Origin of the sequence: Cutibacterium namnetense, from assembly GCF_001642025.1 — a bacterium.
GTDB lineage: Bacteria > Actinomycetota > Actinomycetes > Propionibacteriales > Propionibacteriaceae > Cutibacterium > Cutibacterium namnetense.
This window is the reverse complement of the sequence record NZ_LWHO01000007.1, coordinates 1-15664: the sequence shown is the minus strand read 5'-3', so window position 1 is coordinate 15664 and position 15664 is coordinate 1. Positions and strand designations below refer to the sequence as shown.

At 62.5% G+C, this 15664-nt stretch carries 15 protein-coding genes; 14 read left to right on the top strand and 1 reads right to left on the bottom strand.

Translation table 11 applies throughout. The features are described from left to right. Window positions 1-41 precede the first annotated feature (41 nt). From A5483_RS07945 to A5483_RS07880, 13 genes are all read left to right on the top strand, one after another. Window positions 42-1034, top strand: a complete 993-nt coding sequence (locus A5483_RS07945) for a prenyltransferase/squalene oxidase repeat-containing protein (protein WP_193790461.1) — start codon at window positions 42-44, stop codon at window positions 1032-1034. A gap of 1652 nt (window positions 1035-2686) precedes the next feature. After that, window positions 2687-3649: a hypothetical protein gene (locus A5483_RS07935; RefSeq protein ID WP_241497697.1), complete on the top strand. Its 963-nt coding sequence runs from the start codon at window positions 2687-2689 to the stop codon at window positions 3647-3649. 80 nt (window positions 3650-3729) lie between these two features. After that, window positions 3730-4257, top strand: a complete 528-nt coding sequence (locus tag A5483_RS07930; protein WP_241497698.1) for a hypothetical protein — start codon at window positions 3730-3732, stop codon at window positions 4255-4257. 93 nt (window positions 4258-4350) lie between these two features. Then, window positions 4351-5355: a hypothetical protein gene (locus A5483_RS07925; protein ID WP_420911587.1), complete on the top strand. Its 1005-nt coding sequence runs from the start codon at window positions 4351-4353 to the stop codon at window positions 5353-5355. Continuing rightward, window positions 5352-6362 (top strand): hypothetical protein, encoded by a 1011-nt coding sequence (locus A5483_RS07920; RefSeq protein WP_063811504.1) that lies wholly within the window; start codon window positions 5352-5354, stop codon window positions 6360-6362. The genes A5483_RS07925 and A5483_RS07920 overlap by 4 nt, the downstream gene beginning before the upstream one ends. Further along, window positions 6355-7794, top strand: coding sequence for an ATP-binding cassette domain-containing protein (locus A5483_RS11445; protein WP_082864023.1), 1440 nt, complete (start codon window positions 6355-6357; stop codon window positions 7792-7794). The genes A5483_RS07920 and A5483_RS11445 overlap by 8 nt, the downstream gene beginning before the upstream one ends. Then, the gene (locus A5483_RS07910; RefSeq protein WP_063811471.1) at window positions 7787-8677 is read left to right on the top strand and encodes an ECF transporter S component family protein; all 891 of its coding nucleotides are present in this window, start codon (window positions 7787-7789) and stop codon (window positions 8675-8677) included. The genes A5483_RS11445 and A5483_RS07910 overlap by 8 nt, the downstream gene beginning before the upstream one ends. Beyond that, window positions 8674-9729, top strand: coding sequence for an AAA family ATPase (locus A5483_RS07905; protein WP_063811470.1), 1056 nt, complete (start codon window positions 8674-8676; stop codon window positions 9727-9729). Before A5483_RS07910 ends, A5483_RS07905 begins: the two co-directional genes overlap by 4 nt. 2 nt (window positions 9730-9731) lie before the next feature. Then, window positions 9732-10619, top strand: a complete 888-nt coding sequence (locus tag A5483_RS07900) for a DUF58 domain-containing protein (RefSeq protein WP_063811469.1) — start codon at window positions 9732-9734, stop codon at window positions 10617-10619. Beyond that, window positions 10603-11091: a hypothetical protein gene (locus A5483_RS07895; RefSeq protein ID WP_063811468.1), complete on the top strand. Its 489-nt coding sequence runs from the start codon at window positions 10603-10605 to the stop codon at window positions 11089-11091. The genes A5483_RS07900 and A5483_RS07895 overlap by 17 nt, the downstream gene beginning before the upstream one ends. Continuing rightward, window positions 11082-12053 (top strand): vWA domain-containing protein, encoded by a 972-nt coding sequence (locus tag A5483_RS07890; protein ID WP_063811467.1) that lies wholly within the window; start codon window positions 11082-11084, stop codon window positions 12051-12053. The genes A5483_RS07895 and A5483_RS07890 overlap by 10 nt, the downstream gene beginning before the upstream one ends. After that, window positions 12050-13000, top strand: coding sequence for a vWA domain-containing protein (locus A5483_RS07885; RefSeq protein WP_063811466.1), 951 nt, complete (start codon window positions 12050-12052; stop codon window positions 12998-13000). Before A5483_RS07890 ends, A5483_RS07885 begins: the two co-directional genes overlap by 4 nt. Window positions 13001-13053: 53 nt before the next feature. Beyond that, entirely contained in the window at window positions 13054-13803 is a 750-nt protein-coding gene (locus A5483_RS07880) for a tetratricopeptide repeat protein (RefSeq protein ID WP_063811502.1), read from the top strand. Between the two features lie 54 nt (window positions 13804-13857). Here A5483_RS07880 and A5483_RS07875 read toward each other — a convergent pair whose 3' ends face one another. Continuing rightward, window positions 13858-14514, bottom strand: coding sequence for a hypothetical protein (locus tag A5483_RS07875; RefSeq protein ID WP_063811465.1), 657 nt, complete (start codon window positions 14512-14514; stop codon window positions 13858-13860). Between the two features lie 305 nt (window positions 14515-14819). On the opposite strand from A5483_RS07875, the gene A5483_RS07870 reads away from it, so the two are divergent. After that, entirely contained in the window at window positions 14820-15395 is a 576-nt protein-coding gene (locus A5483_RS07870; protein WP_063811464.1) for a hypothetical protein, read from the top strand. The last annotated feature ends 269 nt before the right edge of the window (window positions 15396-15664 follow it).

The window sequence follows — 15664 nt, the reverse complement described above, 5'->3', positions numbered from 1 at the left end:
CTGCAGGTCCCCTCGGAACGCTTCCGAGAAAGGGAGTAGCCATGTCAGTAGAGGTAACGACGAAGCGTAGGCGAGTGTTGGGCTCGCTGGTGGCAGCTGCGGTGGCAGCTGGCACGGTGGGGGTGATGGCGGCCCCGGCTCAGGCGGCCCAGGCGGGTGGGCCTGCCGATTACGCCGCCCAGGCCGGTAAGCCAGCCGACTACATCAATGGGCATAGTGCTGATGTGCCTAGCGAGCATTTGGGTGCGCAGTTGGATGAGGCTTTGGCGTTGGTGGCGTCAGGGAAGACGGATGCGGCCACTCAGGCGACCCTCGGTAAGATCAAGGGCAACATCCAGGCCAAGGGGTCTGCTTACTGCGCGCCGGTAGGCAAGCCGGTGAATGTGGGTGGGTGCGCGAAGGTGACGATCACCTTGCTGGCTGCTGGCGAGCCGACCACCTATGGCGGGTTTGACTACGCCAAGCCGGTGACCTCGGCGTCTCAGTTCACTGAGTATGCGACGAATCAGGCGTTGGACATGATCGCGTTGGAGCGGTTGGGCAAACCGATCCCCAAGGCCTTGTTCAAGTCGGTGACCGACTACGCGTCCTCGACTCCCAAATGGGCTGATCCGGATACTGATGGGCTCATGCTCACCGCCCTGTCGCATGTGAAGGGCTCGGATACGGACAAGGCGAAAGCCGTGACAAGCCTTGAGGGGCGTCTGGACGCAGCCAAGCAAGGTGAGGCGTGGGGCTTCAAGGGCGCAGGTCCAAATGTGAATACGACCGCGTGGGTGGCCTCCGGCCTATATCGGGCCGGTGACGCGGACCACAAAGGCCAGGCTGTCAAGGGTCAGGCATGGCTTGTGAGTCGCCAGCAGGCTGACGGATCGTTCGGGAACAATGCCGCGAAGACTCCCGAGGGAAAAATGATGTCGACAACCCAGGTGGTTCCTGCGTTGCGGAGTCTGCAGTCCTACGACAATGTGGGTGCTCATGACGCCCAGACCGTTCCCGTCAACGACAAGGTTCAGGATGCCGCGGTGAACTGATGTGGCGGCATTCTAGATATTTTCCTGTGGTTGGGGTGGGGCCGTGTGGCTGCCCCGCCCCAACCACCAGCCATGTGTCTTTGTCTAGGCTGGGACTTCAGCGGTGTGTGGTGCTGGTATGTGGAGTGGGTTGAGGAGTCGTCGGTGGCGGGTGCGTGCGGTCGCTTGCCTTGTCATGGTGGCGGGTCTTGCGTGTGCTGCGGCGTCGCGGCCGGCGCTGGCAGGGCTTGACGGTGATCAGTCCACGCAAGGGCGACTGGGAAAGTATCCGAACCAGGGCTCTTCCCTGGACACGTATTTCGACGCGAATGGTACGTGGCGTGATGGCTGGTGCCGCCGTGGTGAAGGGTATGCGATCGTCATCGACCTTTCCAGTATTCCCGAGAGTTGGCGGGGGGATCTGACGCCGACACCTGAGCATGTTAAGCAGTATGGCCCCACCGTTCGTGAAGGATGGATCGTGCGCTGCCATCAGGGCATGTACGGGGCGCACGTACCGTCATCACAAAATAAATTTTCCAAAATTGACTGGGATGCTGCTCTCGAATCAGTGGGGCTGTCGACATATTACACGAGCGACTATTTAGAACCCTCTGATAATGCTATCGAGATCAACAACTCCTCAGAGAAAGAAGTTCTTCATGTAAGGCCGCTTCAGGAAAAACAGACGATAGCGAATCACTGGGGCTGGAATGGCGTTGTGTGGTTTCGCCCGGATGCTGCGGGGGATTTGTCGGGCGGTTGGCCTCCGAATCGGACGCCGGTCAATGGTCCATGGCCTTCACTGGGAACTGGTAACAGGATGCTACCCCAAGATCGGGGGCTCATAGAAAAAGACAGTGTAGTGGATGGGGCGATCGCTTATATTGTCTATGAGAAAATGCAAGATATGAGATTTTGCACGGATAACGACAACTCCGTACCCATGGCTTATCATGTGTGCTTGGGAGATGCGGCGTTACATCCCAGAACACACGATGATCCGAAGACGCATCAGCCGTGTCCGGGGTGGATGTTGGCCCCGCAGTATGCGGATGGGACTGTGAACGGTTGTATACCGAAGTCCCCGCCGGGGCCTGCGCCGAAGCCTGATCCTCATCCCGGTTCTCACCACCGTCATGGTAGGAGTCCTGCCCATGGCGGTAGTTCCGGTGGTGGTCATGGTCCAGGGGTTCATCATGGTCCTGCCATTCATCGTGGTGGTTCTGCTGGCCATGCTGGGCGCCGGGATGTGGCGGGGGCTCACGCTGGTGTGAGTGCGCGGCGTGGCAAGGCGCCGTATGGCCGCCTGTCGGCACGCCCGTCGGCTTCTGCCTCTTCGTCAGTGTCACGGTCTGCGTCGCCATCGCCGTCGATTTCTGTGTCCCGGTCGGCTTCCCTGTCACCATCGGCGTCTGCATCCGCTGGTGGTAGCCGGGTATGGGGCTCAGAGCGGCAGGGCCCGACCGCCTCGAGTGACCACCGTGGTGTGCCGGGCTGGGCCTGGGGTGCTAGTGGGGCCGTGCTGGTTGCTGCCGGAGTGCTGATGTGGTGGCTGATGCGGGGTCGGCACCGCCGCCGTGAGGATGACGAGATCGATTCCGGTGACGTTGAATGATCTATTTCATCGCCGGTGGATGCATATCAGATATTAAGGCGCGTGCGAAGGACGCATGCAACAGAAAGGTCGGGTTACCCAGATGACAATAAAAGCGATGGGGTGGGTGACGGGCGGCTTGGTGGCTGTGCTGTCTGTTGGCAGCCTTGCTGCACCGGCGTGGGCTGACTTCAGCGAGGCGATTCCGACGGCTTCGACGGATCAGTGGCATGCGGGCTGGTGTAACAAGAGCGAGGAGGGCTATTCAGTTCTCATTGATTTCGCGGCGTTGGGTCCGAAGGATCGAGGTGACCTGAATCCGGCTACGACGAGGTACACCGATGCTCATGTCAAGGACGGCTGGTTTGTTCGGTGTCACAAGGGTTTAGAATCGGTCAGCCATGCCAAGGGTTGGGATTATAACGCGGAAATCAGGACGGCGAACTGGGCGGCAGCGGTGGGTGTTCCTGGGACGGTAGATCCCAATGGGTGGCACAGTTTTTTGGGCCTTACCCCCGACAGTAGTGAGACTTCATCTGGTGACCGAATCAGAAACTCGGCGGTGACGGTGATGCCTGGTAAAGATGGCACTTTGCCGCCGTGGCCGGAAAAAGTTCACGACGATGAGGATTACCCCGGCAAGCCCGACGATGTGGGTTACCTCGCGTTGCCTGAAAAACCGGTTAAAGGGATGGCTGTGGCTATTGCTCTCTACCCCGATGGGCATGCGAAAGATCAGGAGAATCCCGACAAGACATTCTATTTTGCGGGCGATAACCCGAACCGGCCTGAGCACCGGCCCCAGTACGCCTACGCTCCTGCCCCGACCCCTACGGTGAGTCCGAAGCCAAGTCCGACGCCGACAGTGACGCCACGGCCTGCTCCGGGCAGGTCGGGGTCACCGGTAATGCCAGGAACAGGGGGCCATTCCCATTCCGGGCACCCCGGTTTGCCCGATCCTAATAACCGAGGTGGAACTGGCGGTTCGGGTGCCGGGGCGGGGTCGGCCTCCGTTGGCTTACCAGCCACCGGAGTCTGAGCGGGGCATGGCGGACAGAGCGTCTGCATACGTCATCTATTGAGGAAGGAATAGATGTCATGATGGCAAAGGGGAAGGGAATGTCGACGATGAGTCGGCGTGTGGCTGGCCCGCTCGTTGCGGTGCTATTGGTAGCCGGTGCCGTGAGCGGGGCAGAGGCGGCTCAGGCGATAGGGGCAGCCTCTGGTGCCTCGGGCTGGCATGATGGGGCCTGTGCGGCACATGAGGGGCAGACGGTTGTGGTGGACCACAGTAGCGACATGAGTCAAAAGCCAACTATTCCGGACAATTGGAAAGCCAAGGCGGGGGTTCTGGTGCGGTGCAATATAGGTGGCGCCTGGGCCGACCCTAATGGCGATTCACGCATGGAGCCACTTACGGCCGTTGGGATCGAATTCGCGGTCGATAAAGCGTCAGGTTTGGTCAATGAGGTAAATGGTATTCATGATGTGAGTTCGAAGCAGAGTTATTGGATATATTCATCGGCTAGCATATCCCACAAGAACTGGAATTCAGCGGTGGCATTGGCGCCTGGCAAAGATACCTGGGTGGGTGTGACGTTAGGCGGAAGGGAAACTCCGTCGATCGATCCTCCCGTCAAGAAGTAGCCGGTATTGGAGGGGGTTCGGCGGGGTCGTGGCACCCCGCCGAACCCTTTCGTCATGTCAGGGTAAGTGCGGCTGGGGTCGCAGAAGGGATGGATCGTGAAGCTTCACACAATGTGCTTGGCGACCGCCGTGGTGGCCATCGGTGTGGCCTCGTTGCCCGCGGTGGCCCAAGCGGGCGATGGAGTGTCCGGTGAACTGTGTTCCGACCCCAATCATGAATGCACCATCAGTGTAGATGGAGGTGACGCACGAGAAGTCACGTACTCCGGTATTACCGTGACTGGGGCTCCGGGCACCAGAATACGACCGGCAGCATACTACGTACGCACTGACGCGCACGGCGAACTGACAAGGCTGGAGCGCTTCGCCCTGGCTGACCAGCCAGTAACCGTCGGTGACACCGGAATCGTGGGCACCAGTTTGGGATTCCCCACCGTACAAGACGACCCGGCAAAAATACCCAGCGCATGGGTTTTCGTAGGCCCCGATGATGTGACCATGGCGAACCTCGACCACGCGGCAGGCACATTCGTGCCCTACGGGACGATGAAACCCACTGTGCTGGGGGATGGCTGGGGGCTGGAGAAACCCGTGGGTCAAAAGATTGGTTTACGCATCGTTGGATCGATGGAGGCGTGGTGGTATGAGATCGACTACCAGAATGATGCGGGACGCTGGGTGAATGTGACGAAGGTTCCGAAACCCGGTCCTGAGTTTTGCGAGGGCAACAGGGTGGTGTCGCGCTACGACGACCCCACCACGGCTTGGGTTTGTGAGCGTAATCCTTCCCGTCCGGTGGACATCGGTTATGAGCTGCCCCGCGGGCTGAAACATCACCGCTACAAGATGCGAATGATCACCTATGGCGGCGACGGGTTGATCGTGGTGCACAAGTGGGATGCCGTTCCCTCGGACCATCCCAAGCGGGCACCATATAAGGGAACGTTCCACGAGCCGTACCATCGGGGGGCGCCGAGCTCGGCAGGAGCCGACGAGAGGCACTCGGGTAGCCATGTTGTGCAGGGTGCTGTTGGGGGTGGGGCCGTGGCCCTCGCGCTGGCGATGGCAGGTGCGGGATGGCGAGGCCGTCGATCGTGAAACGTGTGCATCCCCTGACGGCCCTGCTATGGGTCGCCTCGGTGGTGGCCGTGGTGTGGGCGGCTGACCACATCGTGGTGTCGCTGGCGGGACTGGTGACGCTGTGCGCGGTGGCCATAGTGGCTGGCGGCCCGCGACGGTCGGTGTGGATTCCCGCCGGCGAAGTGTGCGGAGCGTTGGTCGTGCTGTGGCTGCTCCTCCTGGTGAGTGCACTGGGCCATTCGATAACCACCGGGGCTGTCGTGGTGACGCTGCCGTCGATCGGTTTCGGTAGCCAACAAATCGGAGGCCCCATCCATACCGGGGCAACTATAAGTGCCGCCAACCATGCCGCGCAGGCCTGTGTAGCAGTGATTGCCGGGGCAACGCTGGTGCAACTGCGGCCCGCCCGCAACTGGCTCGATCTAGGTATGTGCTGGCTAGGGCGAGGGACCAGAATAATTGCCCCCGGAGTGTGCGTGGCCGAGGGCATCGCATCGGCAGTTGCTGATCGGGCCCGGCTGCGGCGCGCAGGGCTACGCACCTCGCGCTTAGATGCATTGCTTGACGGCATCGATCGTGGCCGTCAAATCGAGTCGCGCTGGGAGGAGGCTCGTCTGGCCAGGTCGCCCCGGCCGTGGGCCCGTGTGCTGGCGGTGACCGCGACACTTGCTGTAATGCTGGTATGCATTCGCCACACTATGCCGGGCTGGACGTTATGGCACATTGCCGTTTTGGATCCCTGGCGTGACCGTGCGCTCATGGTGGCCGCGGGCCTGTGGGCGGTGACGGGCCTTGCGATGTTGATGGTGCGCGGACTGCCCGGGGTGGGGCGTCTGCGGCTGGTGGATGTGTACCTCGTCCTGGCGACCATCGCTACCGCCGTGGCATGGCGGTTGCGTGACCGGACCGGCGATGGGCGGGCGCTGACCTCCACCGCCGGGACACCCTTGGTCATGTGCGCCGTCATGGTGGCCGGTGCGGCGACCGTGGTGTTTTCGTTCAACGCGGGAGGCCGGCATGCTTGAGGTCGAGTCGGTATGCGTAGACATTTCCCGGGTCGGCCGGGTGCTGGACGACGTCACTATGAGCGCCGAGCCTGGAGTCACCGTGGTGACGGGCCGCAGCGGCTGCGGGTCGACTACCCTGCTACGCCTCATTGCAGGCTTTCATGACCGGCAGGTGGTGCGCCGACAAGGTGTGATCCGGTTATCGGGACGACGTATCGACGCGATGAGCCATGCCGAACTGCGCCCGCAGGTGGCCGTGGTGGGTCACCGCCCGACAGGACCACTGGGGTGCAATGACGTCGAGTGCGACAGTGCCATCGAGCAACTGGGCCTGCAAGAGTGGCGGGGTAGGCCGGTGGCGCGCATGTCGGCTTGTGAGGCTGCCCGCATGGCGTTAGCCGAAGGCATCGGCTCTGGGGCGCCGGTGTTGCTTCTAGATCAGCTTTTGGCGCCCATGACGTCGAAGTGGCGGTCGCGGGCCGCCGCGTGCGTCGCCCAGATGGCTCGTGCCGGGCGGATTGTTGTGTGGGCCGAACATGCCCTGGACTATGCCCTGGGAGCAGCCGACAGCGTCGTCGAAATCATTGACGGGCACGCTCGCCAGGTCACGGCTTCGTTGTGGTCGTCGACCAACCTGCCTCCCACCCCGTTGCAGGAAATCGCTGCTCGATCCGGTGAGGGAGTATTCACCAGCCCGGAGCAGGCTCACGCCCGTCTGGCTGCGACAGCGCTCACCGCAGTGCCATCGCCCCAACTGCAGCAGCCCAAGGGGCCGGTACTCGCCCGCGTCGATCCTGCGGCCCTGCGCCTATCGGGAGGATTGATCGACGTGCGTGCCGGTCAGGTGCTGGGAATCGTTGCTCACGAACCGGTCCAGGCGCATCGGGCGGCGCGTCGCCTGGCCGCAACCGTGCGTCCCCGTGGTGTGAACGACCACTTGCTGCACGCGCTGCTGCGGCAGACAAGCGTGCAACGGGCCTGCGACATGGTCGATCGTCGGGCAGACCGTCCGATCGGAGAGAGCATGGAACTGGCCAACGAGGTGTTGGGGCCGGTTGGCGCCCGCCGAGGTGTCGAACACAGCGAAGGGCAGCAGCGTCTGCTCGCCGACGTGTTGGCGTGCGCGGGCGGCAAAGTCGTGTTGTGGGTCGATCCGGGCTGGGCGGTTGACGCCGCCAGCGGCGACCACCTGGTGCAGGTGGTGCGTCGGCGGGGTGCAAGTGTCATCATGGCGAGCCGTGACGTCGACCTGGTGGCTCGATGGTGCGACCGGGTCCTCGTCGTTGATGAGCACGAAGTTGTGGCCGACGGGCGTCCCGGCTCCGTGGTGGCTGACCTGCCCTACCCACCTCAGGTGGCCCAGATGTTCCCTGGCGGCCACGTCGTCGGGGCCGCCGATGTGGCCCTCATTCCCCGTTCTAAAGCGGAGGGAAGTAGGGGTCATGCGTAACTGGTGTAGTGGAGTTGTCACGGCGGTAGTGGCCGGGACGGTTGCCGTCTGGTTGGCGATGCCAGTCATCGACTCGATGCATGCGGGGACCCGCGCTCAGGTCTCCACCGAATCCCAGGCGATGATCGTGTACTTGGCGGCCGGCCTTGTGCTGCTGGCGGTATGTCGATGGGTCGACGACGGTCGGCGGAGCTGGCGGGTTGGACTGCTGGTGTGCCTCGTGGTGGCGAATGCACTGGTGCGAGTCGTAATGTCCCCCCGCGTGTTCGGGGTGGAGCCGGTATTCGTCCTGCCCCTTCTAGTCGGAGTATCGGCCGGGGCATCGGCAGGATTCTTCGTGGGGGCCGGATCATGCCTGCTCTCCAGCATGCTCGTCGACACGGTCGCAGCACCACTGCCTGGGCAGATGCTGGCTTGGGGGTTGACAGGTCTCATTGGTGCGTTGCTGGTGCGGGTTCCTACGAAACCCGCGTGGCTGCTCTCATGGCCGCTGGCCGTGCTATGCGGGCCGGTGCTGGGAGTCATGCTCAACCTCATCGGTTGGCCCACTGAAGGGGCCAGCACTGTCGGACAGACCACATCCGACGCATTCGTACCCGGCTTGCCGGGCACGATCACGATACAGCGGCTGATTCGTTACTCGGTGCGGACCTCATTGGGGATCGACCTCACCCGAGGCGTGTGTACCTTGGCGGGCGTCGTGCTTGTCGGCCTCCCAGCGATCAGTGCGCTGCGCACAGCTTGGGGAAGGCCCGACAAGCGGGCCGACGAGACGCCGACCGCTCACGGCACACTCATCAACCCCGCCGCAGTGGAGCGACGAAAACAGTCCAGGACACGGGCGATGGAATGGTCCAAGGACCAGAAGGAGGACGCGGAATGAGCGCAGGGACGACCGATCAGACGGCAGGGGAGGGGCGTGCCCGTCGGGGGGACCCCGGCAGGAGGAGCCCCAGGATCGATCCGCGCGAGGTGGCCCACGCCCACCGCCTCGTCGAAGCGATCTCTCGTACCTTCGATTCGAAGGTTGTGGGCCAGGAGGCGTTGCGCACGGCACTGCTAGTCGGGCTGATCGGTGGTGGCCACGTGCTGCTGGAATCGGTGCCCGGCTTGGCTAAAACGCTGGCGGCCTCGACGCTGGCCTCAACTGTTGACGCCAGCTTCTCGCGCGTGCAGTGCACTCCCGATCTGCTACCCAGCGACATTATCGGCACCCAGGTGTTCAACCCTGGCAGCGGAACGTTCACCACCGAGCTGGGTCCGGTCCACGCCAATGTGGTGTTGTTGGACGAGATCAACAGGTCTAGTGCCAAGACGCAGGCCGCCATGCTTGAGGCTATGCAGGAGAAACAGGCGACGATCGGGGCTAAAACCTACCCCATGCCTGATCCGTTCCTAGTGCTGGCGACCCAGAATCCCATTGACGAGGAGGGCACCTATGTGCTGCCTCAAGCACAGATGGATCGTTTCCTGCTCAAGGTGATCGTGGACTACCCATCGCCGGCTGATGAGGTGGAGATGCTGCGTCGTCTTAAATCCGGCGTCCTTGCGTCACGCACTGTGCCCCCCGTGGTAAGCAGGCAGGACGTGTTGTGGCTCCAGGATTTGGCGAGGAGGGTGTACGTGGACGAGGCGCTGCTGCGCTATATCGTCCAGATCGTCCACGCGACCCGTCATGCCGGCGATTACCTTCCTCAGGAGCAGGCCCACTGCCTGGAGTATGGTGCCAGCCCGCGGGCTACGATCGCGTTCGTTGAAGCGGCTTGCGCCCACGCGCTGATACACGGACGTGACCACGTGATCCCCGACGACGTGCGAGCGATGCGATACATGGTCCTTCGTCACCGACTCATCCTCACCTTCGAGGCAGTCGCCACGCGGGTGCCCGTCGAGGAGATCATCGACGGCATCTTCGGGGCTGTCCCCACCCCCTGATCATGGCGTATCTCACAGCCGTCCAAGGGCGCTTGGCGTTATACCCGAGGCGTCTAGTCATGGGGCTGCTCGACGGCCAATACACAGCAATGACCTCGGGGCGCAGCCTAGACTTCGATGATCTGCGCTCTTACGTGCGCGGCGACGACGTCAAGGACATCGACTGGAAATCCTCGGCACGCTCTGGGGAGTTGCTGGTCAAGCGTTACCGGGCGGAGCGTCGGCACACCTTCGCCTTCGTCGTCCCGGCTGGCGGGCCGTTGGCGGGTGCGGCCACTCTCACTCAGAGCAAGGCCGACGTGGTCCTCGCGGCTATCGGGGTGCTGGCGTGGGTAGCGTGCCGTCACGGTGACTACGTCACGGTGGTCGCTCCGGGGCCGAGTGGGCCGAGCGTGGCACGACCGTCTTATCGCGACACGCAGATTGAGCACATGCTCGCGGGAGTCGATGCAGGATGCCGACTAGAGGCCCCTGAACCCGATCTGTCTGAACTGTTTGACTTGGCTGCGACTGGGCTGCGCCGCCGCGGCATCGTCGTCGTCGTGTTGGACGACTGGGACCCCTACCCCGATGACGTGGATGCTCTGGCGCGCCTGTGTGCCCGCCACGAAGTTCTCGCTATCGAGGTGTCGGACCTTGATGTGACCGATCCGGCCCTGGCTGCCGTCCCCACCCGCGACCAGGCCTCCGGTCGAGCGGTGCCGGGATTCGTGCCCCGTGACCGGCGTGTGCGTCAGCAGTTCACTGCGGCTCAGCAGGAGCGTGCGCGGCGACGCAGCCAGACCCTGGACCGGCTCGGTGTCATCCACGAATCCGTCGCTGACGTGGACGATTCGGTTGCCGCGATCGTCCGGCTTCTTGAGAGGATGCGTCATGCTTCCCGTCGCTAGCGTCCCGCTGGATCTGTATCCGCCGGTATCCCACGACCCACGGTGGTGGTGGGTGGTCGCCGGCTGTCTGCTTGCCGCCGTTGTCGTGATGTGGGGATGTCGTCGCGTACTGGCGGCCATCGATTCCGCTGCTGCAGGAGATGGTCCGGTCACGCTGGAGACAGTCCGCGCCGCCGCGCTGCAGGACCTCGAAGAGGCCAAGGACGCCTCCGAGCGCGGCGAGTCCGACCGTGCCGTGTGTCGACGCATCAGCATTGCGCTGCGTCGATTTGTTGGCATCGTCTGTGACAACGACCTGGACTATGAGGGCTTGGGCGACCTTTCCCGGCGCGCCGATGAGGATGCGCGGCTCAAGCCGGTGGTCGAGGTTGTCAAGCGCTGCTACCAGGTGGAGTTCGACCCAGGTGGCCACGGCGTCGATTTAGACGAGTTGCTGTCGGTGGCCGTGAGGACGGTGCGTTCATGGAGTTGATGTGGTGGTGGATGTGGCCTGCCGTCATAGCGGCGGTCGCCGTGACGGTCGTCATCGGGTTGTTTCTGCGTCGGCGGGAGAAAATCGCTCGGGTTGTGGTGGCTCACGTCGACCGTCTGCGTGCCCTTCCTGCCTACCGGGACCATGCCCGGCGGCGAGTGCGGTGCCTGGTGGTAGCGGTGATGTGCTGGGGGGTGGCCGCTTGTGGGGCTGGCCTGGTGGCCGCCAGGTTGCAAGGGATCGATGACGATGATCGCCAGATACGCACCCGTGACGTCATGCTGTGCCTTGACGTGTCAGGTTCGATGGAAGGGGTGGATCGTCAGGTTATCAACACTTACATCCAGCTGGCTGACCACATCAGCGACGACCGGATCGGCTTCGTCATGTTTGACTCGTCGTCGGTGACGGTGTTCCCCCTCACCCATGACCGTGACAGCGTCAAGGCCGGGCTGAAACAGGCCGCAGAGCGGCTCGGACGGGCGGACCTTGATCCGGGGGTGCGTTACGGCCCGGGCGGCTCACTAGTTGGTGATGGCCTGGCCTCGTGTGTCAGCAGATTCGACCAGCTTGACCAGCCTCGGTCGCGAAGCGTCGTGCTCGCCACCGACAATATGGTTGCCGGGCCTTCGGTCTACACCGTGTCCCAGGCCGTCGACTTGGCTGTCAAGCGGCACATTATGGTGTTTGGCATTGTGCCCGCTAGCGACGATCCCGACTACCGGGCGGCTCGCGACGAGCTGCACCAGCAGGTGCTGCGTACCCACGGAGAAACGTTGACGATACCTTCGAACGGGCAGGTTGACACCGACGACGTGGCTGATCGTATCCAGTCGCAGGCCAAGAAGGCAGTCATGGCTATGGCTACCCACCGCTCCTACGACATGCCTTGGCCCGGGGCCCTCATGATCGGTATTGGGGGGCTGGGTGCCATGATCGCTCGACGACGGGAGGAACGATGAGCTGGCATCCTTACCCCATCGCACTGGCGCTCGCTGCCATGATGTTCATCGTCGCTGTGTGGTCCGGTGTGCTGGGCCGCCATACTCGCGGCAGGACTACCACAACGATCTTGGACGTCCTGTTGGCCGTGCTCGTTGGGCTCATCGGCTTGCACCCCGTAGTGGGCGAGTCCGGTCGCCAAAGGTCAAGCGTAGACGCCGATATCGTCATCATGGTCGACACGACTACCTCAATGGCGGCCCGTGACAACGGCGGCAAAACGCGTCTATCCGGGGCAGTCCACGATGTCGCGGCGCTCGCTTCAGTATTTAGTGGCGCCCGGTTCACTCTCATCACCTTCGACAACGATGCCCGGGTGTCGGTGGCCTCAACCACTGACACCGGCACGATCATCTCGGCTGCGAACTCTCTCACCTGGCGTGAGGACACCAAGGGCACCGGCACCGATATCAGCGTGGCCGTGCCCACCGCCGTCGGGGTTTTGCAGAAGGCTCGCGAATCCGCGCCCCAGGCCACCCGGATGGTGTTCTATTGTGGAGACGGGGAGCAGACGGCCACCAGGGCACCCGGCTCTTTCGCCGCTCTCAAACCTCTAGTCGCGGGCGGTGCTATCTACGGGTACGGCACCGCTGCGGGGGCACCGATGGCGCGCTCCGCCTTCGATCCCGGAGACGTCACCTACCACGGGAAGAAGGCCATCTCCCACGCCGACCACGCCACACTAGCTGCGGCCGCCCGACAGGCGGGTGTGTCGTACGTCACCCGATCTCCGGGCCAGGCGCTCACTCCTCCCCAGGTGTCGCTGCGACGCACCACTCACGTGGATCAGATGAGTTCCGGCACAGATCTGTCGTGGATCCTCGGTCTTGTTGCTGGAGTCGACGTCGCTATCCAGCTGACGATGAGTGCCCGGCGGCTTCGACGGGCCCGAAAGGACATGCCATGATGAACCTTCGTCACGCGCGTCAAACTCATCCGCGATACCGCCGGCGGGACGCGATGAGCCCCAACCGAGCCCGACGGGCACGCCGGGCCACTATTGGGGTGACGGTGCTGCTTGTTGCTGTTCTTGTTCTTGCCGCGTGTCGACTCGCGGGCGTCCTGATATTCGACTGGCTTGGCAACGGGGCCTTCAATTCCCAGCAATATGCGCAGGCCGAGCAGTACTACGGGGCGAACATGAAGCTCAACGTCATCGAACCGTGGATTGCCAGCTATGACCGGGGCACCTCCCGGGCCGCTGAGAGCAACTACGCCGACGCCAAGAAGGATCTTCGTGCCGCACTTGACATGGCGCCGCAGGAGCAGAAGTGCCGGGTGGGCATGAACTTGGTGTGGACCTTGGAAGAGTCGGTGACGATGCAGAACCTCAATCGGGGCACTGCCCAGGCCGACACGTTGAAGGAAGCCAAAGCTATAGCGCAGCGGCTCAAGTGCCATGGCAAAACCACTGCGCCCCAGTCACACGTGCGGCAGACCTCAGCCGATCAGAAGATCGAGCAGTCCACCACCATGAAACGTCTCGACCAGGAAGTGGAGGCGCAGCAAGGCTCACAGTCCCAGGAAAACAAGCCACCGAAGGTGAAGGATTCCGAGCAGCAACGGCAGAAAGATCTGTCCACAAGGAATCAGCAGGCCCTTAACGAGCAACGCCGTACCAGCCAGGATCGGAACGGATCGCCCCAGCATGCTCCGAGCGCGTCTACGCCCCGAACGGCCGGTGGAACCCCCGATAGAAAGGGTTGGTGAAATCTGTGGCGTCGCCAGAGCGTCGCCCCCTTTCTTGAGCGGTGTTCATCAGACTCATTCTGTGTCTTGGCGGGTTTGCCTCCGGCGCGTCCACCACACTCCTATGCCCAAGGCGATGACCGCCACGATCACGCCAATGGTGGCAAGAGGCCCCGATCCGTGTCCTGGCTCGGGTGGCATGGCGGGGGGTTTGCGAGCGACGGAGACCTGTCGGGGAGGGAAGCCTTTCCCGGTGCCCCATCGCCACCCCTCGACAGAGCCTGCGGCGGGGTGATACTGCGCCGCCCCCTTCGAGGAAAACGTCCACTTGTCCGAGGGGGAGGTGGCGTGCCAATACGACCAGAACTGGCGAGTGGACTTGTCATAGCCGCCATGCGAGCAGGCGTCCTCGGGGCGGCCCTGAAGCTCGCAGACGAGGCCGGGCTGGGATGGCGGCTGGCGGATATCGACGCCGATCTGGTGCAGGGCATCCATGCCGTCAGAGGGTCGCTGCGCGCACCCCGCAGCGAGGGGCTTGTCGGGCATGTCTACGACGACCCACACCCCGCCGCGGCCGGTGCATTCGACCGCCGTCGCAGACGCTGACGCGGTTGGCTGCCCGAAGGCGCTGGGAACTGGCGCCCAGCACGCCATCACAGTCACTAGGGCAACAACGACACGGGAGACCGCAGCAGCGCAAGAGCCTGCCTTAGCTCGATGAGAACACTTCATGGACCATGCACCATCCCATGGAGAACATCACACGACCAGATGACGACGGGACAGATACCCGGAACGCACCTGGGCCCCACCCCAACCCTTGTCATCACACCTGTGGAGTGAGGACGTGTGTAGCGAGGCCAAGCGTTAAGTGTAATCACCCGCGATGGCCGTCGTACCGGGCGATGGGGGAGTTGACGATATAGGTGCCTTGGCGTCTGGGGAGTAACTGTTTGTGCCCATGACGATTAGATGCAAAGCGACAATGCTACACGGCAATAGTATTATTGCTGTTACCGTGCAGGGAATTTCCGCTGATGAATGATACTGAACTCGTCGAAGGAAGGCATGGTTGTCGCGCGCCGGTCAATGGGATGATCGTTGGCGCTATCACCGGTGCTGTCTTGGCGTTAGCCTTTCTACTTCCTTATTTTGGTTCAGGGGCAGATGGACGTATATACCTGGTCGCTCCCGGGGTTGTAGCCATCTATGCTGTGGGGGGTTGGCTCACCGGGCTATGGGGAAGAAAGCTCTGTGCATGCGAGAACCCCAGGATTCGAGAGAAGAAGGTTAGGGGGCTCGGTGCCGTTACCGCAACCCTTGTCGGATCGATCACGACGGGTGCATATGATCTTTACTGGTTCGCCAGGCCCAGGGTGAACAATCCTTTCCTTGACCCCTTCTTTGATATCAAATATGTACTTTCACGCTTAGTGTCTTTGATTATTTTCCCATGTATTGGATGGATTCTCGGCGTCTTTGGTAGCAGCCTTCATCATGAGAAGACCTCGTTTATCCCCAAAATGACCGCCGCAACCATGGCTGCGCTGTTCCTGTCCCTAGTCGTTTGGAGGGCGTTTTCGATATTGACCCTCATCCTTTTCCATCTCTGACGCACTGTCGTGGGTTTCATGTCGCACGGCGGTGCGTTTAGGCTTGCTCCTTGTGGATGCCGGCCACGGGGCGTGCCATGTTGTCGCGTTGTTAAGGACCTTGGGCTCTAAGTGGCCTTGGTGGGGGTACTGTGTTCGCTGTTGGCCCAATGGGTGGGTTGATGCCCAGGTGGTGTGGGGAAGCTGGCGGGACTCCGGCACTGTCGCGCAACCGTGACCACCATTTTGTGTGTGGGAGTCGGGATACCAGATCACGTCGGGGGTGGTGT